General features: G+C 61.7%; 19 protein-coding genes and 1 other RNA gene. 14 read left to right on the top strand and 6 right to left on the bottom strand.

Annotation, left to right across the window (positions count from 1 at the left end; genetic code table 11):
* Nucleotides 1-48 precede the first annotated feature (48 nt).
* Both NUW12_00550 and NUW12_00555 read right to left on the bottom strand, forming a co-directional pair.
* A complete protein-coding gene (locus NUW12_00550; GenBank protein ID MCR4401265.1) occupies nucleotides 49-594 on the bottom strand; it encodes a spore maturation protein in 546 nt (181 codons plus the stop codon).
* 60 nt (nucleotides 595-654) lie between these two features.
* The gene (locus NUW12_00555) at nucleotides 655-1,239 is read right to left on the bottom strand and encodes a spore maturation protein (GenBank protein ID MCR4401266.1); all 585 of its coding nucleotides are present in this window, start codon (nucleotides 1,237-1,239) and stop codon (nucleotides 655-657) included.
* 241 nt (nucleotides 1,240-1,480) lie between these two features.
* Between NUW12_00555 and whiA the strand changes: the two genes are divergently transcribed.
* The 13 genes from whiA (at nucleotide 1,481) to NUW12_00620 (ending at nucleotide 14,597) form a co-directional block, all read left to right on the top strand.
* The gene (gene whiA, locus NUW12_00560) at nucleotides 1,481-2,527 is read left to right on the top strand and encodes a DNA-binding protein WhiA (GenBank protein MCR4401267.1); all 1,047 of its coding nucleotides are present in this window, start codon (nucleotides 1,481-1,483) and stop codon (nucleotides 2,525-2,527) included.
* Complete coding sequence (gene rpoN / locus NUW12_00565) at nucleotides 2,511-4,016, top strand: RNA polymerase factor sigma-54 (protein MCR4401268.1); 1,506 nt, start codon at nucleotides 2,511-2,513, stop codon at nucleotides 4,014-4,016. The genes whiA and rpoN overlap by 17 nt, the downstream gene beginning before the upstream one ends.
* A 259-nt stretch (nucleotides 4,017-4,275) precedes the next feature.
* The gene (locus NUW12_00570; GenBank protein ID MCR4401269.1) at nucleotides 4,276-5,298 is read left to right on the top strand and encodes a hypothetical protein; all 1,023 of its coding nucleotides are present in this window, start codon (nucleotides 4,276-4,278) and stop codon (nucleotides 5,296-5,298) included.
* Nucleotides 5,299-5,333: 35 nt separating this feature from the next.
* The gene (gene gap / locus NUW12_00575) at nucleotides 5,334-6,341 is read left to right on the top strand and encodes a type I glyceraldehyde-3-phosphate dehydrogenase (protein MCR4401270.1); all 1,008 of its coding nucleotides are present in this window, start codon (nucleotides 5,334-5,336) and stop codon (nucleotides 6,339-6,341) included.
* Between the two features lie 159 nt (nucleotides 6,342-6,500).
* Nucleotides 6,501-7,688, top strand: coding sequence for a phosphoglycerate kinase (locus tag NUW12_00580; GenBank protein MCR4401271.1), 1,188 nt, complete (start codon nucleotides 6,501-6,503; stop codon nucleotides 7,686-7,688).
* Nucleotides 7,689-7,876: 188 nt separating this feature from the next.
* A complete protein-coding gene (gene tpiA, locus NUW12_00585; protein ID MCR4401272.1) occupies nucleotides 7,877-8,629 on the top strand; it encodes a triose-phosphate isomerase in 753 nt (250 codons plus the stop codon).
* A 50-nt stretch (nucleotides 8,630-8,679) separates the two neighbouring features.
* Complete coding sequence (gene eno / locus NUW12_00590) at nucleotides 8,680-9,957, top strand: phosphopyruvate hydratase (protein ID MCR4401273.1); 1,278 nt, start codon at nucleotides 8,680-8,682, stop codon at nucleotides 9,955-9,957.
* A 214-nt stretch (nucleotides 9,958-10,171) separates the two neighbouring features.
* The gene (secG, locus tag NUW12_00595) at nucleotides 10,172-10,393 is read left to right on the top strand and encodes a preprotein translocase subunit SecG (GenBank protein MCR4401274.1); all 222 of its coding nucleotides are present in this window, start codon (nucleotides 10,172-10,174) and stop codon (nucleotides 10,391-10,393) included.
* Between the two features lie 127 nt (nucleotides 10,394-10,520).
* The gene (locus tag NUW12_00600) at nucleotides 10,521-12,563 is read left to right on the top strand and encodes a sodium-translocating pyrophosphatase (protein MCR4401275.1); all 2,043 of its coding nucleotides are present in this window, start codon (nucleotides 10,521-10,523) and stop codon (nucleotides 12,561-12,563) included.
* Between the two features lie 309 nt (nucleotides 12,564-12,872).
* Entirely contained in the window at nucleotides 12,873-13,424 is a 552-nt protein-coding gene (locus NUW12_00605; protein ID MCR4401276.1) for an HDIG domain-containing protein, read from the top strand.
* Between the two features lie 92 nt (nucleotides 13,425-13,516).
* Complete coding sequence (smpB, locus tag NUW12_00610; GenBank protein MCR4401277.1) at nucleotides 13,517-13,981, top strand: SsrA-binding protein SmpB; 465 nt, start codon at nucleotides 13,517-13,519, stop codon at nucleotides 13,979-13,981.
* An 18-nt stretch (nucleotides 13,982-13,999) separates the two neighbouring features.
* Nucleotides 14,000-14,352: a transfer-messenger RNA gene (gene ssrA, locus NUW12_00615) on the top strand.
* 122 nt (nucleotides 14,353-14,474) lie between these two features.
* Nucleotides 14,475-14,597: a hypothetical protein gene (locus NUW12_00620; protein ID MCR4401278.1), complete on the top strand. Its 123-nt coding sequence runs from the start codon at nucleotides 14,475-14,477 to the stop codon at nucleotides 14,595-14,597.
* 297 nt (nucleotides 14,598-14,894) lie between these two features.
* Here the strand turns inward: NUW12_00620 and NUW12_00625 are convergent, their stop codons facing one another.
* Nucleotides 14,895-17,387, bottom strand: coding sequence for a glycoside hydrolase family 31 protein (locus NUW12_00625; GenBank protein MCR4401279.1), 2,493 nt, complete (start codon nucleotides 17,385-17,387; stop codon nucleotides 14,895-14,897).
* Between the two features lie 410 nt (nucleotides 17,388-17,797).
* Here NUW12_00625 and aspA point away from each other — a divergent pair, with 410 nt between their 5' ends.
* Nucleotides 17,798-19,387: an aspartate ammonia-lyase gene (aspA, locus tag NUW12_00630; protein MCR4401280.1), complete on the top strand. Its 1,590-nt coding sequence runs from the start codon at nucleotides 17,798-17,800 to the stop codon at nucleotides 19,385-19,387.
* Nucleotides 19,388-19,449: 62 nt separating this feature from the next.
* On the opposite strand, the gene NUW12_00635 is transcribed toward aspA, so the two are convergent.
* The 3 genes from NUW12_00635 to NUW12_00645 all read right to left on the bottom strand — a co-directional run bounded on the left by NUW12_00635 (nucleotide 19,450) and on the right by NUW12_00645 (nucleotide 22,974).
* Nucleotides 19,450-20,328 carry a polysaccharide deacetylase family protein gene (locus tag NUW12_00635; protein ID MCR4401281.1) on the bottom strand — a complete coding sequence of 293 codons (879 nt, stop codon included), beginning with the start codon at nucleotides 20,326-20,328 and terminating at the stop codon, nucleotides 19,450-19,452.
* Nucleotides 20,329-20,472: 144 nt separating this feature from the next.
* Nucleotides 20,473-22,530, bottom strand: a complete 2,058-nt coding sequence (locus NUW12_00640) for a heavy metal translocating P-type ATPase (protein MCR4401282.1) — start codon at nucleotides 22,528-22,530, stop codon at nucleotides 20,473-20,475.
* 93 nt (nucleotides 22,531-22,623) lie between these two features.
* The gene (locus tag NUW12_00645) at nucleotides 22,624-22,974 is read right to left on the bottom strand and encodes a metalloregulator ArsR/SmtB family transcription factor (protein ID MCR4401283.1); all 351 of its coding nucleotides are present in this window, start codon (nucleotides 22,972-22,974) and stop codon (nucleotides 22,624-22,626) included.
* Nucleotides 22,975-23,113 lie beyond the last annotated feature (139 nt).

A 23,113-nucleotide genomic window follows, 5' to 3' on the forward strand; every position in this document is an offset into this window, starting at 1 on the left:
ACTGGGGCGCACACTCTTTCATTTCCTTTCGGCGTCATCCCGGTGTCATCATGAGACGGAGCCAAGGAGGAGACGCCATATCACGACAGAGGAAGAGAAAGCCACGAGATCCGCGAGAAGACCCGCCGCCAGTGTATGACGGGTTTTTTTGACACCTACCGCGCCGAAGTACACGGTGACTACGTATAGCGTCGTTTCCGAGCTTGCCTGCATCGTCGAAGCCATCCTTCCTATGGCCGAGTCCGGTCCATATGTCTTCAGCAGGTTAGTCGCGATCTCAAGCGCGCCGCTGCCGGAGAGCGGACGGATGATGGCGAGCGGAAGGAGCTCCTCGGGCATTCCGATTAGGCGTGCGACGGGACAGAGGGCTGAAGTGACGATGCCGAGGGCGCCCGACGCCCTGAACATTCCGATGGCGACGAACATGGCTACAAGAAACGGGATCAGGCGGACTGCCGTGTCGAAGCCTTCCCTTGCCCCTTCTACGAACGTCTCGTACACTCTAACCCCTTTGAGACGACCTACAAGACATATCGCAAGGATCACGATGGGAACCATGACGCTCGAGGCTGTTGAGATCGCCCTGACGAGCATGGGATCACCTCCCTCGGCCGCTTAGGAAAGACATCCGACGGGTCACCGCCGCCCCCGGGTTCACATCGACCGCGAAACGGGCCTGAAGAACCTGTCAGCGATCACGGCCACGAGTGTCGCCAGCAGGTTCACCAGGATGATAGGCGCTACGACCTCGGAAGGACTTCTCGAGCCCAACTGGGACCTGACCGCGATGATCGTGGTCGGGACGAGAGTCACGCCGGCTGTGCACATGGCGACGAAAGTGCACATGGCGTCGCTTGCTTCTCCCTTGTCGCGCGACAACGCGGCCAGCTCCTCCATGGCCTTGATTCCGAGGGGCGTAGCCGCGTTGCCCATGCCCAGGAGGTTTGCGGTGATGCTCATGGCGACCGCGGCAACGGCGGGGTGCCGCGCTGGAACTGAGGGAAAGAGCAGCCTTGCAGCAGGCGCGACCAGTCGCGCGATCGAACGTGCGACGCCGGCTTCCTCTGCGACCTTCATGATGCCGCACCACAGGGCCATCGCGCCGATGAGGCCGAGGCACAGGGTGACGGCCGAACCCGCGGAGTCCAGCGCCGCGCGGGTCACCGCCTCGCTCGTTCCCGTGAATAGCCCCGTTACCACTCCTGCCGCTATCAAGAAGAGCCACACCGCGCTTGCCATGGCGTACGCCTCCTCAGTAGCAATAGTCGCGAGGCCGAACGTGGTGAGTCGACAGCCATTCCACCGCCTCCGTTCTTTGAGAAACGAGGGCCGTTCACCTCGCCCAGCACGCACCGCCCATAACTTGGTTGCGACCGAGCCGGGTTTGGCCCCACCGTAAAGCTATTCTGGCAGCCGCTTCGATTATTCCCAAGGCGAGTCTTAGGAGGCTGTGGTAGAATCGAGACGGGTGGGATGTCTCATGTTCTCGGCCAATACCAAGGACGAGCTCGCGCGGTTCAGCGCGGAGAGCAGGTGTTGCGTTCTGGCTGAACTTGCGGCCATCGCTCGCATGACGGGGCGCTTCGCCGGGGGGAGGCAGGATCGGGGCGACTCGCGTTTCGAGATGACCACGGAGAACGCGGCGCTTGCCAGGAGAATCGTGTCTCTCGTGCGCGATCTCTTCGGTCTGAGGCCGCCGGTAAACACCGTGAAACGCAAGGGGGGCGCTCCTGGACACCTTCATGTCGTGTCGCTTCCGTTGGACGAGAGGACCTGTGCGGCACTAGACGAGATGGGCGTGGTCTTGCGGAGAACCTGCCGCGACGGGCGCTGTGCCATGAGACCAGGGGTTCCTTGGAGGATACTAGCGAGAATGTGCTGCCGGAGGGCGTACCTGAGGGGAGCGTTCCTTGCCCGGGGGTACGTCCAAGACCCCGAGCACGCATATCACATGGAGATAATGACTGACGCACAGTCGCACGCGAAGGGGATAGTGCGTCTGGCCGCCTCTTTCGCGGTCGCGGCGAGGATATCCGGGCGCAGGAGGGGGGTCATGGTGTACGTCAAAGGGGGCGATGACGTTGCCCAACTCCTCCGGGTCATCGGCGCCCACGCGTCGGTGATCGCCCTTGAGAGCGTGCGCGTCGTGCGCGGGATGCGCGGCAATGTCAACCGTGCGGTCAACTGCGACACCGCGAACGTAGAGAAGGCGGTCGAGGCGGGGCTTGCCCAAATGGAGGCCATAAGGGAGCTCGCGGCGCGGGTCGGCTTGCACCATCTTCCTCCGGGCCTTCAAGAGATCGCCCGGCTTCGGCTGGAGCATCCCGGAGCCAGCCTGAAGGAGCTTGGTGAGATGGCAGTGCCTGCCATTACCAAGTCCGCGGCCAATCACCGGATGAGGCGGCTCCTGAATCTTGCCCGCCGCCTCAGAGCGGAAGACAGAGGAGATTCAAGCCCTGGGGCGAATACTCTAGTGGGGAAGGGAGGTGTGACGAGAAGTGAACGGGGCAATGAGGATGGGTTATGAGATGAGCCTCAAGCAGGTTCAGAAGCTCGTGATAACCCCTGAGCTTCGCCAAGCAATAACCGTCCTCCAGTTGCCCTGGATGGAGCTCCGCGAGTACATCGAGACTGAAATGCTGGAGAACCCCGTGCTCGAGCTGGCTGACGCGACCGGGCCTGAAACAGCCTCGGGAGATGACGGTGGTATAGAGGCTGCCGACGCGCGGTCGGATGAGACGTTGTCCCGCGATGTGAACGAGCGCCAAAGAGGCGAAGCCTCGGATGGCTCGCAAGACGACCGGGGAGACGCGGTAACGGACGGCCCGGACGTCGATTGGCAGGCGTACTTCGACGATGCGAGCGACCTTGGATACGTCATGCCGAGGGAGAGGAACGAGGAAGCTGAATCGTCGTATGAGTCCTACGTGGGTCACCAGGAATCCTTTCAGGAGCATCTAATGTTTCAGCTGCGCCTGTCGCCCCTGAGCGATGATGACATGAGGATCGGGAGCATCATCATCGGGGGGATCGACGATGACGGCTACCTTCGGATGGAGGTCTCCGAGATAGCAGCGATGGCGGGGGTAAGCGTCGAGCGAGTCGAACGAGTGCTCAGTGTGGTACAGGGGTTCGAGCCTTCGGGGGTGGGCGCTCGGAATCTCAGGGAATGTCTTCTCATCCAGCTCGGCACCATCGACGTTCCGGCCGATGAGCGAGACCTCGCGTCCACTCTCATCAAGGACTACCTGGATGATGTGGCCGCTGGGAGGCTGGCTAAGATAGCCCAGCGCCTTCAGAGGCCGGTCGCGGCGGTCCAAAGAGCGTGCGACGTGATCAAGACCCTCGATCCGAAGCCTGGTAGGGAGTTCTCTGGAACGCGCCCGGCCGGGTACATAGTGCCGGACGTGACGGTGGAGAGGGTGGGCGACGACTACGTGATCGTCGTGAACGACGTGTCGGCTCCGCGCCTTACCATAAACCCGGCTTATCGGGAGATGCTCAGGAACCCACAGCAGGAGGCGGGTGCGGTCGAGTTCGTCAAGTCCAAGCTGGGTTCGGCGATGTGGCTAATACGCAGCATTGAGCAGCGGAGGAGGACTCTCTACAGGGTCACCGAGTGCATCGTCAGGTTCCAGCGCGACTTCTTCGACAAAGGCATCAAGCACCTGAAGCCGCTCACTCTGAAAGAAGTCGCGGATGAGATCGGCGTCCACGAATCCACGGTCAGCAGAGCGACGGCAGGCAAGTACGTCCAGACCCCGAGGGGCGTGTACGAGATGAGATTCTTCTTCGCAAGCGGCGTCCCGACGGCCACCGGTGACTCGGCATCGAGCGAAAGCATCAAGAGGATGATCCGCGACATCATCGAGTCAGAGGATCCCAAGGAGCCCTTGAGCGACCAGGCGATAGCTGACCTGCTGAGGGCGCAAGGCATCCTCATATCCAGGCGCACCGTGGCCAAGTACCGTGAGGAGGACATGATTCCCGCCTCCAAGCAGCGTAAGAGGTTTTGAGCAGATTTGGGATGCCGAGGAGAAGGATTTTTCCGCCGCGTGAAGAATAAAATACAGAGGACGATGGGACTTTTTATTTTGGATCTAGTGGGACGCTGATGCCTCCGCCGGGACGGAAGGCGTCCCACGGAGTTGCCATCCAATCCCATGGTGGGTCGCGGACCGTGTCGCGCCGTGCAAGCAGCCGACCTGCAGACTGTCCAGCCTGCGTGGTGGCTTGCCGAAACAGGCTCCGAGGAAAGAGGCCGGGACACGCGATATGGACAGGTTCGTGAGTCTGCAGCGGAAGATAGCCCCCGAGATCGGAGAGCTCGTGGACATCCGTTACTCGCTCCTCCGTCACATACACTTCTCTCAGCCGGTGGGCAGGCGCACCCTCTCCACACGGCTTGCGGAGAAAGAGCGAGCGGTCAGGGGAGAGCTGGAGTTCTTGCGTCAGCAAGGCCTCGTTGCTGTCGGCCCGGCTGGCGTGACTCTGACTCCAGACGGCGAGCGCACTTTCGCGGAATTGGGGGAGTACGTGCGCGAGCTTCGCGGCTTTGCCAGGCTCGAGCAGAGTCTGGAGGAGCAATTGCCAGTGGCAAGGGTGGTGGTGGTTGCGGGTGACTCCGGGCGCGATCCCACAGTCAAGAAAGAGATGGGCAGAGCAGTGGTGCGCATCCTCCGGGATATCGTGGAGGAAGGGGACATCATAGCCGCCGGTGGGGGCACGACCATGGCCGAGGTAGCGTCGGCCATCGTGCCTTCGGGATGGCCCAAGGGCATCACTGTCGTCCCAGCGCGGGGAAGCCTCGGAGAGGAGGTAGAGACACAAGCCGATACCATAGCGGTGACCATGGCGAAGCGCATGGGGGGCGCCTACCGGGTGCTCAACGTGCCTGATGATCTCCACCCGGACACGATTTCGCGGATAGTGGACGAGCCTCGCATAAAGGAAGTCTTGGACCTCATAAAGAGGGCTCGAATCGTTGTTCACGGGGTTGGCACCCTTGAGGAGATGGCGAGAAGACGTGGCATCACCGGACAGGCGCTGGAGATCCTCACATCGAGTGGCGCCGTGGCCGAGATGTTCGGATACTACTTCGACAGCGAGGGCAGGATGGTATACTACACGCCGAGCATGGGCATACGCCCGGAGGACCTCGCCGGAAAGAAGCTGGTGGCTGTGGCCGGCGGAGCCAAGAAGGCGCAGGCGGTGCTGGCCGTCATCAAGCAACAGAGTCGGGAGGCGCTCGTGACCGACGAGGCGGCGGCTCGGAGAATGCGAGAGCTCGAGAGATAGACGCAAGACCCGAAGCTATGAGGAGGAGAGGGAAAATGGCAGTCAGAGTTGGAATCAACGGTTTCGGCAGGATCGGAAGGATAGCGTACCGGGCGGCTTTGGAGAACCCGGCCATCGACATCGTCGCGGTGAACGACCTTGCCGACGCGAAGATCAACGCTCACCTATTGAAATACGATTCGGTGCACGGCACCTTCCGTGGCACTGTGGAAGCGAAAGAGGGAGAGATAGTAGTCAACGGCAAGTCAGTCAAGGTGATATCCGAGAAAGACCCCGCGGCCATACCATGGAAGGATCTGGGTGTGGACATAGTCATCGAGTCCACAGGCGTGTTCACGAACGCCGACAAGGCTGCCGGACACCTCAAGGGCGGGGCGAAGAAGGTCATCATCACGGCTCCCGCCAAGGGTGAGGACCTCACGATAGTGATGGGGGTCAACGAGAAGAGCTACGATCCCCAAAAGCACAACATCATCTCCAACGCGTCCTGCACCACGAACTGTCTTGCCCCGGTCGCCAAGGTCATTCACGAGAACTTCACCATCATCAGGGGGCTTATGACGACAGTTCATTCGTACACCAACGATCAGAGGACTCTGGATCTCATGCACAAAGACTTCCGGCGCGCGCGAGCCGCAGGAATGTCCATCATTCCAACGACGACCGGCGCGGCTAAAGCCGTAGGCAAGGTGCTTCCGGAGCTCAACGGCAAGTTGAACGGTTTTGCGATGCGCGTGCCTACCCCCAACGTGTCTGTGGTAGACCTCGTGGCTGACGTGGAAAAGCCCACGACCGCCGAGGAAGTGAACGCAGCTTTGAGGGCGGCGTCGGAAGGGGCGCTCAAGGGCATTCTTGCTTACACGGAGGAGCCGCTCGTTTCCAAGGACTTCAACGGAGACCCGCACTCCGCGATAGTCGATGCGATGTCCACGATGGTAATGGACGGCACGATGGTCAAGGTCATAGCGTGGTACGACAACGAGTGGGCTTACTCGGTGAGGGTTGTGGACCTCGTGGCCTATATCGCCGGCAAAGGGCTGTGAGCTCGAGACGTTGCGAGTGGGGCAGCTAGCGCAGCGGCTATGTGCTGAAGGGAAGGGAATGGCCGCGTCAGCAGGCCGGCAGGGCCGGACGACGCGGCCATTCCAGGAGGTTGCTCCGGCACAAGGGGAGCCACGGAATCCAGAAAGAGGTGATCGCGCGTGGCGAAGGCTACCATCAGAGATGTGGATGTAGGTAGAAAGCGCGTCCTGGTTAGGGTGGACTTCAACGTCCCGATGGACGCAAGCCGCAAGATAACGGACGATACCCGTATCAAGGCAGCACTGCCGACTATAAAGTACCTTGTCGACCGCGGGGCCAAGGTGATCCTTGCCTCCCATCTCGGACGTCCCAAGGGCAAGCCTACGGACGAGTTCAGGATGGACCCCGTGGCCAGGAGGCTTTCGGAACTCCTAGAAAAACCCGTACTCAAGCTGAACGAATGCGTGGGCGACGAGGTCAAGGCGACCGTTGCCGCGATGAACCCGGGAGACGTGGTGCTCCTCGAAAACCTCAGGTTTCACGCGGAAGAGGAGGCCAATGACGAGGGGTTCTCGAGGGATCTTGCGGACTTGGCCGACCTCTATGTGAATGACGCCTTTGGAACCGCTCATCGCGCTCACGCGTCAACCGCAGGTGTGGCAAGATTCCTGCCGGCTGTCGCGGGTTTCCTCATGGAGAAGGAGATACGGATCATGGGAAAGGCCCTCGCCGACCCCGAGAGGCCGTTCGTGGCGATATTGGGTGGAGCAAAGGTGAGGGACAAGGTGGGCGTGGTGCGCAACCTCCTCGACAAGGTGGACACGCTAATGATCGGAGGCGGAATGGCGTACACGTTCCTCAAGGCCAAGGGTCTTGAGGTGGGCCAGTCCATCTTAGAGGCCGACAAGATCGATCTCGCCAAGGAGCTCATGGAGAGAGCCGAGACTAGAGGCGTGAGGTTCCTTCTTCCGTCAGACGTGGTCATCGCCGACCGCATGGCCGAGGATGCGAGGACCCGCGTAGTACAGGTGGACCAGATCCCGCGGGACTGGCAGGCGCTTGACATCGGACCCGAGACTGTCACAAGGTTCAGCAGGGAGATCGCAGGCGCGAGGACGGTTGTGTGGAACGGCCCGATGGGTGTGTTCGAGATGAAGCCGTTCGCCGAGGGCACGCGAGGTGTAGCGAGGGCTCTCGCCGAGTCGAAAGCTGTCACCATAGTCGGGGGCGGAGACTCTGCGGCTGCCCTCGAAGAGATGGGCTTCGCCGACAAGGTGACCCACGTCTCCACGGGAGGTGGAGCTTCGCTGGAGTTCCTCGAGGGTAGGGAACTGCCCGGCGTGGCTGTGCTCAAGGACAAGGCGTGAACGACGATGCGTGTGCCAAAGGGGGCGATGCCTGGGCTGGCCCGTGAGGTGGTGAGCCCTTCTGCGGGCGAGGCTCCGGGCGAATGAGCCCTGCCCGGAACCGGGCACCGAGGAGCCGTGGGACGTCCTCACGATCCTCACGGCCATCATGGGCGGCGCGGGCACGCGGGGATGCGGAGGTGAATGGTTTGCGGCGACGGATAATCGCAGGCAACTGGAAGATGAACAAGACCCGCGATGAGGCGGTGGACCTCGTCGAGGATCTCAAGGGGACTCTTGCCGATGTGGGAGACGTGGAGGTAGTGGTGTGCCCTCCCTTCACCGCCCTCGACGCGGTTCGGGAGGCTCTCCGCGGCAGCAACATCGAGCTCGGAGCGCAGAACATGCACTGGGAGGAGGAGGGGGCGTACACGGGCGAGATATCCCCTCTGATGCTGCGGAGCCTCGGGTGCATGTACGTGATCCTGGGCCATTCCGAGCGCAGGACCTACTTCGGCGAGACGGATGAGGCTGTGAACAGGAAGGTCAAGTCGGCCATGGCAAACGGGCTGCTTCCCATAATCTGCGTAGGCGAGACCCTTGAGGAACGCGACGCAGGCAGGACCGAAGACGTGGTCGTGAGGCAGACGAAAGCTGCCCTGAGCGGCGTGAAGACGAACGGCGCCGAGAGGATCGTAATAGCCTACGAGCCCGTCTGGGCCATCGGCACCGGCCGGACCGCCTCGGCTGAAGAAGCAAACAGGGTGATCCACCTCATCAGGCAGTCGGTGGCCGAGGTCTTCAACGAGAGGATCGCACAAGAGGTTCGAATTCAGTACGGGGGCAGCGTGAAACCCCAGAATATCGCGGACTTCCTCGGTCAGCCCGACATAGACGGCGCCCTCGTCGGAGGGGCGAGTCTCGACTCGGAGAGTTTCGCGGCCATTGTCAAGTCCAGGTGACTCATGGACAAGCCGAACATGGCATCTGTGTGAGCGAGAGGGGTGTTTTCATGACTACGATCGTGGATGTGTACGCACGGGAGATCCTAGACTCGCGCGGGAATCCCACCGTGGAAGCGGAGGTGACTTTGGCCGACGGCACCGTCGGGAGGGCGGCGGTTCCGTCAGGCGCGTCCACGGGGACTCACGAGGCGCTCGAGCTGCGTGACAGGGACGAGAAGAGGTACCTCGGCAAGGGCGTCCAGAAGGCAGTGGAGAACGTCAACGAGACCATTGGCCCCGAGCTGGAGGGCATGGACGCCACCGAGCAGATGGAGATCGACAACATCATGCTCGAGCTGGATGGTACGCCCAACAAGGAGAAGCTGGGAGCCAACGCCATTCTCGCCGTGTCGCTCGCGTGCGCGAAAGCCGCGGCCGAATCGCTCGGGCTTCCTCTCTACCGATACATCGGAGGTACCGCGGCGCACGTGCTGCCTGTGCCGCTAATGAACATCCTGAACGGCGGCAAGCACGCCGACAACAACGTGGACATCCAGGAGTTCATGATAGCGCCGGTGGGCGGCGTCACGTTCGCGGACGCGCTGCGCATGGGAGCGGAGGTGTTCCACAACCTCCGAAATGTCGTAAAGAAGAAGGGAATGAGCACGGCTGTCGGAGACGAGGGCGGCATTGCCCCGAATCTTGGATCGAACGAAGAAGCCCTCGAGCTCATCGTGCGGGCTATCGAGACCGCCGGTTACAGGCCGGGGGATGACGTGCTCATAGCGCTGGACCCTGCGGCTAGTGAGATGTACAAGGACGGTGCCTATGTATTCGAGGGCGAAGGTCGAAAGCGGACCACTGCTGAGCTGGTAGATTACTGGAAGGGACTCGCCGAGAAGTACCCGATCATATCGATAGAGGACGGGCTTGCCGAGGACGATTGGGACGGCTGGAAGCTGCTCACTGACACGCTCGGCAAGAGGGTCCAGATAGTGGGGGACGACGTGTTCGTGACGAACACCGAGCGAATCGAGCGCGGGACAAGGTCCGGCGTCGCGAACTCGGTCCTCATCAAGGTGAATCAGATCGGGACCCTCACCGAGACGCTGGCGGCCATCGAGATGGCCCACAGAGCTGGTTACACGGCGGTCATATCTCACCGCTCTGGGGAGACAGAGGACGTCACCATAGCCCACATAGCGGTCGCCACGAACAGCGGCCAGATAAAGACGGGAGCGCCGTCGCGCACGGACCGAGTGGCCAAGTACAACGAGCTACTGAGGATAGAGGACATGCTCGACGAGGCCGGGATGTTCGCGGGACGTGCGGCGTTCCGCGTGTGACAAGCACCCTGGCGGAGGCCTGGCGGAGGAAGGAAGGGAGACCGTGCGAGGTCCGGCGGCTGAGTGTCCGGGCCGGTACGAGGCGCGGTTGCCCGGTCAGCCGGCTGGTCGAACGCTTGCCACCTCCCTGGCGGTGTGCTACAATGGGTTTTGGTTCTCACCGGGCGGAGAGGTACATCATTTCGTAGAGCAGCGGCATGGGGGGTGGCAAGCTTTGCGAACGGCGCTGATCGTGATCCAGTTCATCGTGTCCGTCGCTCTCATCGTCGTCGTGCTTCTGCAGTCCAGCAAGGGCGAGGGACTCGGATCCATAGGCGGCGGCGGGCAGTTGTTCTTTGCGAAGAACAAGGGTTGGGAGGACCTGCTGAGCAAGATCACCACCGTGGTGGCGGTGGCCTTCCTGGTGTCCTCGGTTCTGCTCACTGTGGTTAGATAGACCCGCGCCCCGTGCCGTGCAAAGGCCGGGGCACTTTGTCCTCGGAGTGCGAGGCGCGCTTGCGTGCGGTGCGGCTGAGATGTATGGCGCGGCACAGACGATGGAATCGGTCGAGAGGTGAAGTGAAATGCCGGGTATTGCCACGTCGTCCGTCCTGTACACAACGTTTGCGGGAGCACTTGCGCTAGCGTTCGTCGGCTACCTGATCTCCAGTGTTCTCGCCAAAGATCCGGGCAACGCCACGATGAGAGAGCTCTCCGGCGCCATCCATGAGGGAGCGATGGCGTTTCTGAAGCGGGAGTACACCGTGGTATTCGTGTTCCTCGTGATAGTTTTCGTCATCCTCGTGGTGGGCATAAGCCCGTACAGCGCTCTGGCGTTCGCGCTTGGGGCCGGCGCGTCCATATCAGCGGGCTTCGTAGGCATGCAGATATCCACGCGGGCAAACGCTAGGACTGCCCAGGCAGCCACGAAGGGGTTCAACAACGCCCTGCGCGTGGCGTTTCCCGGCGGGGCTGTCATGGGGATGTACGTGGTCGGCATCGGGTTATTCACGCTATCACTCGTATACTACATATTGGCCAGGCTCCCAGGGCAGGATCCCTTCTCAGCCACGGAACTCGTGGCAGGCTTCAGCATGGGCGCGAGCTTCGTTGCCCTGTTCGCCAGGGTGGGCGGAGGTATCTACACTAAAGCCGCTGATGTGGGAGCCGACCTCGTAGGCAAGGTGGAGAAGGGCATCCCCGAGGATGACCCTCGTAACCCAGCAGTCATCGCCGACTTGGTGGGTGACAACGTGGGTGACGTAGCCGGGATGGGCGCGGACCTCTATGAGTCGTACGTCGGCTCCATAGTGTCGGCCATGGTGATAGCGGTTGCGACGTTCCCCACACCTGAAGCCAAGTTCAAAGGCATAGTGTTTGCTCTGGGGCTCGCGGCGGTAGGAATCATCGCTTCCGTTATCGCGACGTTCTTCGTGAGGACGAGCGAGACCGGCGGAGATCCGGGCGCGGCGCTTCGGACGGGCACGTTCGCCAGCGCGGCACTTGCCGTGGTGGGCTCGTTCATTCTTAGCAGGTTCTATTATGGTGAGCTCAACGTCTTCTGGGCGGCGCTCCTGGGGCTCTTGGCTGGCGTTGTCATCGGGCAGGTAGCGGAGAGGTACACATCTGGGAAGTCCGTCGAGAACCTCGCGAAGACGTGCCTCACCGGACCGGCCACCAACATCATCGGGGGATTCGCCCTCAGCATGAGGAGCACCGCTCTCCCGCTGCTCTTTGTCGCCGTTGCCATCCTGGTCGCCTTCGCCGCGGCGGGCTTCTACGGAATTGCGGTCGCGGCTCTCGGGATGCTCTCTATCGCGGGCATGACGGTGTCGGTCGACGCGTACGGGCCCATATCCGATAACGCCGGTGGCATCGCCGAGATGGCCCACATGCCGCCCGAGGTTCGAAAGATCACCGATTCACTGGACGCCGCCGGGAATACAACGGCGGCCATAGCGAAAGGGTTTGCCATCGGATCCGCCGCTCTCACAGCGCTTGCATTGTTCTTCGCATATGCCCAAGCGGTCAAGCTCTCCGTGATGGATCTTCTGAACGCGAGGGTGGTGGCAGGCCTGTTTGTCGGGGCGATGGTTCCCTACATCTTCGCTGCCAGTGCCATGGAGGCCGTCGGGCGCGCAGCGTTCAAGGTAGTCGAGGAAGTCCGCAGGCAGTTCAAGGAGATACCTGGCCTCATGGAGGGCACGGCGCGCGCGGAATACGCGAGGTGCGTTGACATCACGACCGCGGGCGCGCTGCGAGAGATGGTCGTGCCGGGACTGTTGGCAGTGGTCATACCTCTCATAGTCGGAATAGCCCTGGGTGTGGACACGCTCGGTGGGCTTCTCGCGGGGTCCCTCGCGACCGGCGTGCCGCTGGCAATCCAGCTTGCCAACGCGGGAGGTGCGTGGGACAACGCCAAGAAGCACATCGAGGCCGGGAACCTCGGAGGCAAGGGGACACCGGTCCACGCCGCCGCCGTCATAGGTGACACAGTCGGCGATCCGTTCAAGGATACCGCGGGTCCGGCCCTGAACATCCTTCTCAAACTCATGACCGTGGTCGCTCTCGTCTTTGCACCGCTAATCATCGAGTTGAACGCGGCCATCACGGGGCTGTTCAGGTAGGCCTGTGGCGGCCTATGGCGGAATGTGGCTTGGTGCCCCCACGACGCTGTGTATCGTGACGTTTGGGTTCCGTTTGGGCGTCAGGATTCGCGTGACCTCTGGGTGACTTGACCTTCGTCGGCGCGCCGGACTCTTGGAGAAGCACCGCGTGAAGCCGGGCGTCGGTGTAATGGAGACGTGGATATTCCGAAGAAGTGCATGGTCTCCATGCACTTCTTCCGCCACTTACGGGGCCCGGGCGGGGCCCGGGCCCTTCGGTACGCACCCACACATTTCGGCCGGTTCGGGAAGGAGACGGATGATCCCATGATGTCCAGACAAGACGCGTTTGAACTTGTGAAGAGGCATGTGAAGACCAAGAACCTCATAAAGCACATGCTCGCCACGGAGGCAGTCATGAAGGCACTCGCTGAGCACTTCGGAGAGGACGCGGAAAAGTGGGCGTTGGCGGGCCTCCTTCATGACATAGACTACGACGAGACCTCTCACGACCCTGACCGTCACAGCCTCGTGGGCGGCGAGATGCTCGAGAGGCTGGGACTACCTGGCGACGTAGTGAGCGCTGTCAAGGCGCACAACGAAGTCCACGGGATTCCCCGCGAAACTCGCCTGGACAAGGCGCTCTATGCTGTGGATCCTCTGACCGGGCTTCTCGTGGCGGCGGCTCTCATCCATCCGGAGAAGAGGCTTTCAGCCATAGACGTGGGCTTCGTGATGAACAGGTTCAAGGAGTCGTCGTTCGCACGCGGAGCGAACAGGGACCAGATCAGGAGCTGCTCCGAGCTCGGCCTCTCGCTCGAAGGTTTCATCGGGATCGGGCTTGCGGCCATGCAGGGAATCGCGGAGGAGCTCGGGCTGTAGCCAGGCGAGGGCCCTGCCTTCGGCGTCGTCCCTCCGGTGTCGCTTGAACGCCCCCTGCCGCCATGGTATAATGGGCGTGCAGGTGAGGGGCTTTGTCAGAGCAGAAGATCGTCGCGACGAATCGAAAGGCGTATCACGACTATCATATCCATGAGACGTACGAGGCGGGGATAGCCCTCACCGGCACGGAGATCCAATCGGTTCGACGCGGAATGGTGAGCCTTCGCGACAGCTTCGCGAGAGTGGAGGATGGCGAGGTTCTGCTTTATAACATGAACATAAGCCCGTACGATCATGGGAACAGGTTCAACCACGAGCCCCTCCGCACGCGAAGGCTTCTCCTACACAAGCAGGAGATCAGGCGGCTCCAGGGCAAGACCCAAGAGCGCGGCTTCACGCTGGTGCCGCTCAAGGTGTACCTTAGAGGGGGCCTCGCCAAAGTCGAGCTTGCCCTCGCGAAGGGCAAGAAGCTCTACGACAAACGCGAGGCCGTCGCGAAGCGAGATCTCGCGCGTGAGACGGACCGTGCGATCAAGGAAAGAGCCGGGAGAGCGTGATCGGGAGCTCAAGTTTGTGGGGGCGTTACGGTTTCGACGGGGAGCTGTGACGACAGGGGTAGCGAGCCGAGATCCCGCCGACCTCGTTAAACGGTGGAACGCACGATAAGTGCCAACAACGAGTACGCTTACGCTGCGTAATTAACGCAGCCGTCCAATCCGGGCTTGGCCTGGGAGACCGGTGCGGGCGTCATCTAAACCAGGATGCTCTCGTCCCAATTCTCGGAGGGTCGAGTCAAGATCATCGAGATAGCCTCGCGGGGAGCCGGCGCGGGAGCGCCCCCGGGGCGAACGGAAACCCCACGCTACGCTCGTAGAAGCTCCTCGAGTTGCCTCTTCGGACGCGGGTTCGACTCCCGCCGCCTCCACCATTGGTTTCACACCGCCGCCTCTCCGATGTGTCATCCCCAATAGGTCGGACATATGATATCGTGGCTGTGGGGTATCCGCGGACCACGACAAGCCGGTGACGGCACGCCGAGGGGGTGGCAACATGGCAGAGATAACCAAGCCCAAGTCCGGTTGGTTCGGCGGCAACTGGTGGTGGATCATCATCATCATTGCCATCATCGTCTTCCCATTCTTCTTCATCTTTCTCATCCCGCTGAATGCTTGAACCATCCGGCGGTCGGTCAGCGGTTGGGGCACGGCCGGGTTGCTTCCGCTGACAGCGAGATAGCCCGAATAGCCCATGCTGAAGAGGGCTTGCACTAGAAAACCGGGGCGCTCGCGAGGGATGCTCGCGATCCCCGGTTTCTGATCATCCTCCTCCCTTCAGCACCGGCCGCTCAGCACCGGCCGCTCACTCCGCGGCCCGCGGCGAACGCGCGAAGCGTCTGGGCCGGCGAGGGGGGTGGGTCGCTCCTTCCCTTCGGTCAAGGAGCCAAGGGCCGCGTCGTCCCGTGCCCACAATCTATGCCCACAGTGCCTCGATGCGCACGCCGTGGGCTATTCCATGCACGCCGACGTACACCTGGTGTCTCGCCGCGTCCACAAAGTACGCGCGCCTTCCACCGCGTATCTCCGACAAGCTGCTTACCTCGCGCAACACCTCGCCACCTAGGACGACTCTCGAAGGGGGAGCATCACAGCCCAAGATCCTGATCACTCCGAGGGGAAGCGCGCACGGGTAGCGTTCGTCATGAGCGTCCACGGTGACGCTAAGGGCCTTTCCGAAGCCGCGCGCCGCGCCGCATGGATCGCCCGGGAGTCCTCCTCCTGACTCCGTCAGCTTGTATCTTAGCTCTACGAACCCAAACGCGCCCGACATGTAGTCCGTGGTTTCGCCGTCGTCCACGTATAGCTCGAAAGCTCGCTCCGGGACACGGGCAGAGGGGTACACGTCGACGATCTCCAGCGCCTGGGGAACCTCTCCGACATAGTTCATCTCCCTTCCATACGGGACGATCGCTCCTTCCCTGTAGAAGAGGGGGATTCGCTCGAGGGGCGCGTCAGCTATGACGCATCGTCCACCCCGCACCTTCTCTCCTGTGTGAAAGTCCACCCAGTCCCCCTCAGGCAAGTACACCATTCGACACGAAGAACCTGGATGGTACACCGGAGCGACAAGGATGTCCCGCCCGAGCATGAACTGGTCGAAGGCCGCGCGGGCCTTGTCGTCTTCTGGGAACTCCAGCAACATGGCTCGCATCGCTGGGATCCCTTCTTGGGCGGACTCGCGCATGAGCGTGTAGATGTACGGAAGGAGCCTGTACCTGAGCCTTATGTAGTCCCGGCACACTGACACATACGGCTCTCCAAGCGAATATGGCTCCTGCGGCCGGCTTCCGAGCGTGGTGTGATTGCGGAAGAAGGGCGTGAACGCCCCCAACTGCGTCCATCTTGCTACGAGTTCGGGATCGCTGTCACCGGAAAAGCCCCCGACGTCCGTTCCTACGAACGATACACCTGACATGCCGAGGTTGAGACACATGGGAACCGCCATCATCAGGTGCTGCCACCAACTCGAGTTGTCTCCCGTCCAGATGCACGCGTGGCGCTGTATCCCGGCGTGCCCCGCCCTGCTGATGACGAACGGGCGCACGCCTGGCAACAGCTCTCTGAACGCCTGGCACGTGGCTTCACTCATGAAGTTGGCGTAGGCGTTGTGGACCTGGGCGTGCGGCACCTCCTCTGCGGGCTCCCCGTGAAGCGCCTGGCCTGGCATGGTCTTCGTAGGAGTGTCGAAGCACGAGGGCTCGTTCATGTCGTTCCATATGCCGCGAACGCCGGCATCGAAGAGCGCTCTGTGCTGCGCTGCCCACCATGTCCGCACGTCCTCGCGGGTGAAGTCGGGGAAGGCTACGAGCCCTGGCCACACGCTCGCCTCGAACACCTTTCCTCCCGGCAACTTCACGAAGCAGTCCTTGCTAACGCCTTCCCGATACACGGCGTAGTCCGGGTCGACCTTCACTCCCGGATCGACTATCGCAACGACCTTGAATCCCATCGCCGCGAGCCGCCTCATGAGTTCCGGCGCGTCCCGGAATCCCTCCGGGTCGAAAGTGAAGACGCGAAAGCCGTGCATGTAGTGGATGTCGAGGTATATGGCGTCGCATGGGATACCGCTCTCCCGGAAGCGCGAGGCAACTTCCTCGACTTGCTGCTGAGGGTGGTAGCTGAAGCGGGACTGGTGGTACCCGAGCGCCCAGAGCGGCGGCAGGTTCATGCGCCCCGTAAGCTCGGTGTACCGTCTCAGGACGCCTTTCGCGTCGGGTCCTGCGAAAAAGTAGTAGCGGAAAGTCTTCTCGTCCGTGGCGAACGAGTACTCGTCAGGCGACGACTTGCCCATATCGAACAAGCATCGAGCGGCGCTGTCCAGGAACACGCCATACGCGCCCTGCCGCGAGATCCTCATGAAGAACGGGATCGAGACATACATCGAGTCGGTCGAGGGTGTGTGTGGATTTGCGTCGGTGTTCCAGAGCGTCATGGCACAGCCGCGCTTGTCCAGGAACCCGGTGCGCTCCCCGAACCCGTAGAAATGGTCGCCTTCGTCCAGGAGCTTGCTGCATCCTGCGCCTGTGCCGCGCCATCCCATCCCGCAGCTGGGACTCTCCAGACAAATCGGCGTTCCGTCCGGCCTCAGGAAATCGATGCGGACAGGTGCCTTCGCGACTCGCACGAGGACCGCCTCGGTCCTAAGCCACACGGCGTCGGAAGAGTCCTCTATTGTCGCCGCTACTTGCGGCCATGAGGGCTTTGTGCCGGCGCACGATCTCCGCGAGCGGACCTCCTCGATGCCCGTGTCCGCACTCTGAGGACTTGCCGGGCGCATCTCCACTTGAACGAGGTCGTTAGCGATGAGTCGTACCTCCACGCGAGCTCCATCCGTATACATGATGACGCCGCGTTCGTCAATTCCGCATTCCCGCGCAGAACCGATGAGTTCGAGACGCTTTGCCAAGTTCAGCCAGCCTCCCGTGCCCTGGTCTGGAAAAGCCGGGTCCGAGCGAGCGCACCTCCTCGATTCAGGCAGGCGCCGCCGCAACCCTCTGTACACACAACAGTCCCTTGATTCTCCGCGTCTGGGGAAATTCCTGCCAGAACTCTCCGCCTGTTCAGGTCGCCGCGGCCCCGAGCCCCGCGGCAACGTCCCGGCGTCCCTGCCCCGGCGTCCCTTCATTTCCAGTTCAAGATGGCGTATAATCGGGATAGCTCCTACTGCTCCGATGGGTGAGACAGATGCCCCGCTTGGCGCAGTGACGGGTCCAAGATCGGTGGGATGATCGCGGGCGGGTCGTATGCGCGGCGGGACCGCGACCGACGGCGTAGAGCAAGGCGCAACGCAACGCACGGCTCACTGGGGGTGTTCAGATGGGAGAGAGAGACGACCATGACCGGGGGAGGACGCGCATTGAGAAGGACTTGCTCGGAACGCGCGAGGTTCCGGAAGACGCTTACTACGGGATACAGACTCTGCGCAGCGCGGAGAACTTCCAGATCACCGGTCTCAGGATGCATCCCGCGCTGGTGACGTCCTTCGCGATGGTCAAGAAGGCGGCCGCCCTTGCCAACATGCGCATGGGCTACCTTGAGAAGGATGTGGCCAGAGCCATCGTTCAAGCGGCCGACGAGGTCGTATCAGGCGGGTTTCGGGACCAGTTCATAGTCGACGCCATCCAGGGCGGCGCGGGCACTTCCATGAACATGAACGTCAACGAGGTGCTGGCGAACCGGGCCATCGAGATCTTAGGAGGCAGGAAAGGCCAGTACGACATGGTCCATCCCTTGAATCACGTGAACATGTCGCAATCCACGAATGACGTGTTTCCCACCGCGGCGAAGCTCGCAATGCTGCAGCAGATACACCCCGCGATCAAAGCTCTGAACAGGCTCGTCCACGCCCTTAGGGAGAAGAGCGAGGAGTTCAGGGACGTCATCAAGATGGGTCGCACGCATCTGCAGGACGCAGTGCCAATTACTCTCGGCCAGGAGTTCGGGGCGTACGCCGGGGCGGTCAAGCGCGACCTCGAGCGCATAGCCCGGAGCGCCGACGGACTACTTGCGATCAATATGGGCGCGACGGCGGTTGGAACGGGCCTTAACGCTGATCCAGAGTACATGAGGCTCGTCGTGGAAGAGCTCGAGAACATCACGGGGTACGCTCTTCGGCTCGCGGAGAACCTCGTGGATGCCACGCAGAACGTGGACTTGTTCACGGACGTCTCGTCCTCAGTCAAGATGTGCGCGATCACGCTGTCCAAGATCGCTAACGACCTAAGGCTCCTGGCGTCGGGTCCGTTCGCGGGCCTGAAGGAGATAAACCTGCCGCCCGTCCAGCCGGGGTCCTCCATCATGCCGGGAAAGGTGAATCCGGTCATCCCCGAGGCTGTGAACCAGGCCGCGTTCCAGATAATCGGGAACGATGTGACGATAATGCTGGCAGCGCAGGCCGGCCAGCTCGAGCTGAACGTCTTCGAGCCCGTCCTGGTTTTCAACCTCCTGCAATCGATAGACATCCTCAAGAACACGGTGAATACCTTCGTAGACAAGTGTGTCACGGGGATCACCGCGAACGAGGATAGATGCCGCGCAGTGGTCGAGAACAACGTGGGCATCCTTACCGCCCTGAATCCTTACTTGAGCTACGACACTGTCTCGGCCATCGCCAAGGAGGCCCTCGCGTCTGGCAGACCTGTGAGGGACTTGGTTCTGCAGACTGGCCTCCTCACTGAGGACGAACTGAATCTCATACTCAGCCCAGAGCAGATGACCCGACCTGGGATCGCGGGCGCGAGCCGGCTACGCGAGAAGCTCCTCGCTTTCAGTAGGAAACATGAGGCCGGTGCGGGGCTGGAGAAAGACCGCGACGCAGGCAAAGGCGATCAGTGCGTGACCGGAGATGAGGAGCCGACCACCTCCTCAAAGGTGGACAGGGCTGCTTCTGCACACGGAGAGCGATGAGGCGCCCGGTCCTCGGTGTCCGACCACACGTCCGGGGGTCGCAGCCTCCCCATGTCCGGAGGTCAGGAGCTCCCCGCTGAGGGGAAGGCCGACGCCGGCGCGCCTTTCTCTGCTTTGGCAGCCTCGCGCTGTCGCGCGATTTCGTCCAGGACCTCGGGGACGGTAAGGAAGCGGTACCCTTTCTGCTTGAGGGCGGCGATTATCTCAGGGAGTGCTTCGACGGTGCCGGTGAGATCCTCCTCGGGGCCTCCTGACGAATGGTGCAGAACTATGACACCACTCTTGAGCGCAGGCAGAACGTTCTTCAGGATCTGGTCTTTCCGAAGCCCCCACCAATCCAATGAATCCACGGTCCAAAGAACTACTTTGAGGCCTCTCTTTCCTATGGCCTCGACGGCAGGCGGATCCAGAGCTCCATACGGCGGCCTTACGACCGTGGGCTCCTGGCCCGTCAAGCGCGAGAAAACCTGCTGCGCTTTCTCAAGGTCTGCCAGGACCTGCCAAGCGGCCATGCGCGAAAGGTTGGAATGAAAGTACGTGTGGTTTCCTATGGCGTGGCCCTCGTTGACTATGCGCGCCACCACCTCGGGGTGCTTCTCCGCTGCCTGCCCGATGAGGAAGAACGTCGCGCGCACTCCGTGCCTCGCGAGGACGTCAAGGATCTTCGGGGTGTAGGTGGTATCGGGTCCGTCGTCGAACGTTATTGCGACAGCCGGAGTCGCGGGTGTCCACTGCCTCACCACGACATCGGGAAAGAGTTTCACAAGGTCCTGCGGCTCAGGTGTTCTGTTCTTTTTCTCTGTACCGTCGGTGAAGCGGGGAAGCGTAGTGTCTCCCAGTATTCTCGACTGTAGAATGGTATCAAAGGTTTTGGGGCTTGCTACCATCGTTACGAGCGCCACGAAGGCGCCTATGATTGCGTAGGCGATGCTCCTCATCATCCATCCCCCTCGCGGGATCGTCAGGGTTATTATCCCCAAAGCCCCGAATTCTTGTAACTTGACGCAAGCCGAGGGAGCCGGCGCCAAGCGCCGGGCGGGACCTCTGATGAGGACTGATGAGGATGAAGGCCCTGATGACCCAAGTCAGCTCCGCTCCGAAGAGAGCGCCGGGCTATCGTACCTGCGGCGCAGGGTCCGCGTGGAGTTCGCTATCGCGACCAAGGCGACACCCACATCGGCGAATACCGCTTCCCACATGGTGGCGACGCCGACCGCGCCGAGCAGCACGAAAGCCGCCTTCATCCCGAGGGCGAACAAGATGTTCTGCAGGATCACCGTGCGGGTGCTCCGGGCGATCCGGATTGCGGTTGCCAGTCTGGAAGGCTCATCGTTCATGATAACCACATCCGCGGCTTCGATGGCTGCGTCCCTGCCGAGCCCTCCCATGGCCACACCCAAGTGCGCCCGGGCGATCACAGGAGCGTCATTGATGCCGTCTCCAACGAACGCGAGCTTCATCCGGCTTTGCGGACCGGGCGTTCGGGATTCGATATCCTCGAGTCTTGCCAGCTTCTCCTCAGGGAGCAGACCCGCGAAGTACTCATCCATTCCAACGCGCTCCGCAACGGCCCTTGCCGCTGCTTCATCGTCTCCGGTGAGCATGACCACTCGTTTGATGCCGAGCCTTCTGAGGCTCGCGACGGCCTTTTCGGCGTCTGGTCTCACTTCGTCCGAGATCGTGATGTACCCTGCGAACACCCCGTTTACCGCAACGTAGATGACTGTCCCTTCCAGATCGCACGAATCGTGATCTATCATCTCCCTGTGCATCAGCTTGTCGTTGCCTGCCAATATCTCCTTGCCGTCCACGAGGGCTCGCACGCCGTAGCCCGAAATCTCCTGGTAATCTCGTACGAGGCCAGGTTGTACCGGGTGTCCGTGCGCGTCCATGATGGACCTCGCTATCGGATGCGCGGAGTTCGTCTCTGCGAGGGCGGCGAGCTCGAGGACGTCTTCCCTAGAGTAGCCGTTGCGGGCGGATACGCCGGTGACGCGGAACACGCCCTTCGTGAGAGTCCCCGTCTTGTCGAACACGACGGTGTGAAGGGCGGTGAGAGCATCAAGAGCGTTAGCTCCTTTCACAAGGATGCCGTGGCGCGAAGCGCCGCCCAAGCCGCAGAAATAACCCAAGGGGATCGAGATCAAGAGAGCGCATGGGCACGAGATGACCAATAGCACCAAAGCTCTGTATACCCACGTGCTGAGGACGGCGCCAGGCATGACGATGGGCGGCACGATCGCGATGGCGAGCGCTGCGGTCATCACGGCGGGGGTGTAACGCCTGGCCAGGTTCGTCACGAGCCGCTCGGTTCGGGCCTTGCGCGCCGCGGCGCTCTCCACGAGGTTGAGAATCCTTGACACCGTGGACTCATCCATCCGCCGCTCGACTCGAAAGTCGAACGTGCCTCCCTGGTTCACCATCCCCGCAAGCACCTTCTCTCCGGGCCCCACCCTCACCGGGGTAGGCTCTCCCGTGAGCACGGACACGTCCACGAAGGACTCGCCTTCGATGACCTCGCCGTCGAGAGGGACTCGTTCTCCGGGTCTGACTTGCACGACATCGCCCACGCGTACTTCCTCGGGGCTCACCGGCTCGATCCTATCGCCCGTCTTGAGGTTGGCGACGTCGGGGCGGACATCGAGGAGAGAGCTGATGGCGCGGCGAGACCGATCCACAGCGGCATCTTGGACGAGCTCTCCTACGCTGTAGAACAGCATGACGGCTACGGCTTCGGGCAATTGCCGGATGAGAATGGCTCCGAAAGTTGCCGCGGTCATGAGGAAAGTCTCATCGAAGAGCTCGCCCCGCATGAGGCCGCGCAAGGCGGATCGGATCACTTTGCTGCCGACGAGGACGTACGCCAGGAGATAGATGGCGTACCCTAGGACCCGGTACACGCCGCCGTGAAGCGCGTGTTCGATCAAAAGGCCGGCGATGAGGAGCGCTCCCGCGAGCACCGCCTTGCCGAGCCGTTCTCTAGGGTCGTCCATTCCTTCCTCGTGGTGAGCGGGGACACTCGCGTGTGCACTGCCACGTTCCTTTGCGTGCTCGTCCTTGCGTCGCCTGTTCGGGGCGGGTTTGCCCTCTTGTCGCTCGGCAAGCATGCGGCATGTGCCGCATTTCCTGGCTGATGCGTCCATCCTGTCTTTCTCTCCTCGCTCTCCTAATGGGGGCGCTGCTACTATGGCTGGCGCGCCTGCCTGCGGGAATCTGGGGAAAGGCCCTTGCCGCCGTCACGTGCTCTTTGCGAAGTGCTCTTGAGCACGTCTTATCATGTCCACGACGTGGTGATCGTCCAGGGAGTACCACACTGTCTTGCCTTCGCGCCTGTACTTGACCAATCGCAGAACGCGCAGGAGCCTCAAGTGGTGCGACACGGCTGGGACGCTCATGTCCAGAATCTGAGCCAAATTGCACACGCAGAGCTCTTCGAGGGACAGCAGGTAGATGATCTTGGTCCGCGTGTCGTCGCCGAGCACCTTGAATATCTCTGAAAGCCCGGACACGTCCGTGAGCCTTTCCTTGAGTTTAGCAGCCTTCTCACTCAAAGGAGTGAACGCGGCGCAGACGTCGTTGGCGGGCATGCTCGATCCCCTCACCATTCATCGGTCGCTTTCAGGGCCTTCGTCCGCCCGACGTCACGGGCGACTATCCGGCTCTCCGTCTCTCCGTAAACGGAACGACTTTCTCCACAATGTATCAATTGAATAAATGCTTAATCAT

It is taken from the genome of Bacillota bacterium, from assembly GCA_024653485.1.
Classification (GTDB): domain Bacteria; phylum Bacillota; class SHA-98; order UBA4971; family UBA4971; genus UBA6256.

Bases quoted from the DNA above. Each gene is read 5' to 3' on its own strand.
- NUW12_00550 (MCR4401265.1), bottom strand. From the start codon at position 594: ATGCTCGTCAGGGCGATCTCAACAGCCTCGAGCGTCATGGTTCCCATC.
- NUW12_00555 (MCR4401266.1), bottom strand. From the start codon at position 1,239: ATGGCAAGCGCGGTGTGGCTCTTCTTGATAGCGGCAGGAGTGGTAACG.
- whiA (MCR4401267.1), top strand. From the start codon at position 1,481: ATGTTCTCGGCCAATACCAAGGACGAGCTCGCGCGGTTCAGCGCGGAG.
- rpoN (MCR4401268.1), top strand. From the start codon at position 2,511: ATGAGGATGGGTTATGAGATGAGCCTCAAGCAGGTTCAGAAGCTCGTG.
- NUW12_00570 (MCR4401269.1), top strand. From the start codon at position 4,276: ATGGACAGGTTCGTGAGTCTGCAGCGGAAGATAGCCCCCGAGATCGGA.
- gap (MCR4401270.1), top strand. From the start codon at position 5,334: ATGGCAGTCAGAGTTGGAATCAACGGTTTCGGCAGGATCGGAAGGATA.
- eno (MCR4401273.1), top strand. From the start codon at position 8,680: ATGACTACGATCGTGGATGTGTACGCACGGGAGATCCTAGACTCGCGC.
- NUW12_00600 (MCR4401275.1), top strand. From the start codon at position 10,521: ATGCCGGGTATTGCCACGTCGTCCGTCCTGTACACAACGTTTGCGGGA.
- NUW12_00605 (MCR4401276.1), top strand. From the start codon at position 12,873: ATGTCCAGACAAGACGCGTTTGAACTTGTGAAGAGGCATGTGAAGACC.
- NUW12_00620 (MCR4401278.1), top strand. From the start codon at position 14,475: ATGGCAGAGATAACCAAGCCCAAGTCCGGTTGGTTCGGCGGCAACTGG.
- aspA (MCR4401280.1), top strand. From the start codon at position 17,798: ATGGGAGAGAGAGACGACCATGACCGGGGGAGGACGCGCATTGAGAAG.
- NUW12_00635 (MCR4401281.1), bottom strand. From the start codon at position 20,328: ATGATGAGGAGCATCGCCTACGCAATCATAGGCGCCTTCGTGGCGCTC.
- NUW12_00640 (MCR4401282.1), bottom strand. From the start codon at position 22,530: ATGGACGCATCAGCCAGGAAATGCGGCACATGCCGCATGCTTGCCGAG.
- NUW12_00645 (MCR4401283.1), bottom strand. From the start codon at position 22,974: ATGCCCGCCAACGACGTCTGCGCCGCGTTCACTCCTTTGAGTGAGAAG.